Source organism: Thiorhodococcus mannitoliphagus (assembly GCF_010915725.1).
GTDB lineage: Bacteria > Pseudomonadota > Gammaproteobacteria > Chromatiales > Chromatiaceae > Thiorhodococcus > Thiorhodococcus mannitoliphagus.
In genome coordinates, this window is the sequence record NZ_JAAIJR010000482.1 from 1 (window position 1) to 392 (window position 392).

Here is a 392-nt window from a genome sequence, read left to right on the forward strand (position 1 = left end):
AACACGCGCAACTGCGAGCCCGACACCACCGTCTTGCTCAATCCCGGGAAACCTCTGAAAACGGAGGCCAAAGCCACCTCAAACACCGCATGAAAAATGCGACAACTGTCTTGACACCCGCCGCCCTCAAGCGCGTCGACAAGCACTGTCTCAAGCAGGGCCGCGCCGAACTCAAGGACTTCGAGCGCCTGTGCAACACCGACTTCGCCTGCGAGGCCGATGCGCTCAAGGCCCTGGCGCGCTTCGAGCGCACCCTGTGGTGGACCCCAAGTCAAGGACAGTTTTAGCCAGAAATTAAGTTAGTCCGCCTCTGCCATTGCAGCCGTTTGTGGCTGCCCGATGTTGCCGCTAGAACTCGTGGTGGTGTTGAGTGACTTACCCCCCCGTTTCTG

The 392-nt window shown here is 59.4% G+C and carries 1 protein-coding gene; it reads left to right on the plus strand.

All coding sequences use genetic code 11. The features are described 5' to 3' along the window. The first annotated feature begins 110 nt into the window (after positions 1–110). Positions 111–287, plus strand: coding sequence for a hypothetical protein (locus G3480_RS27460; protein WP_164657313.1), 177 nt, complete (start codon positions 111–113; stop codon positions 285–287). Positions 288–392 lie beyond the last annotated feature (105 nt).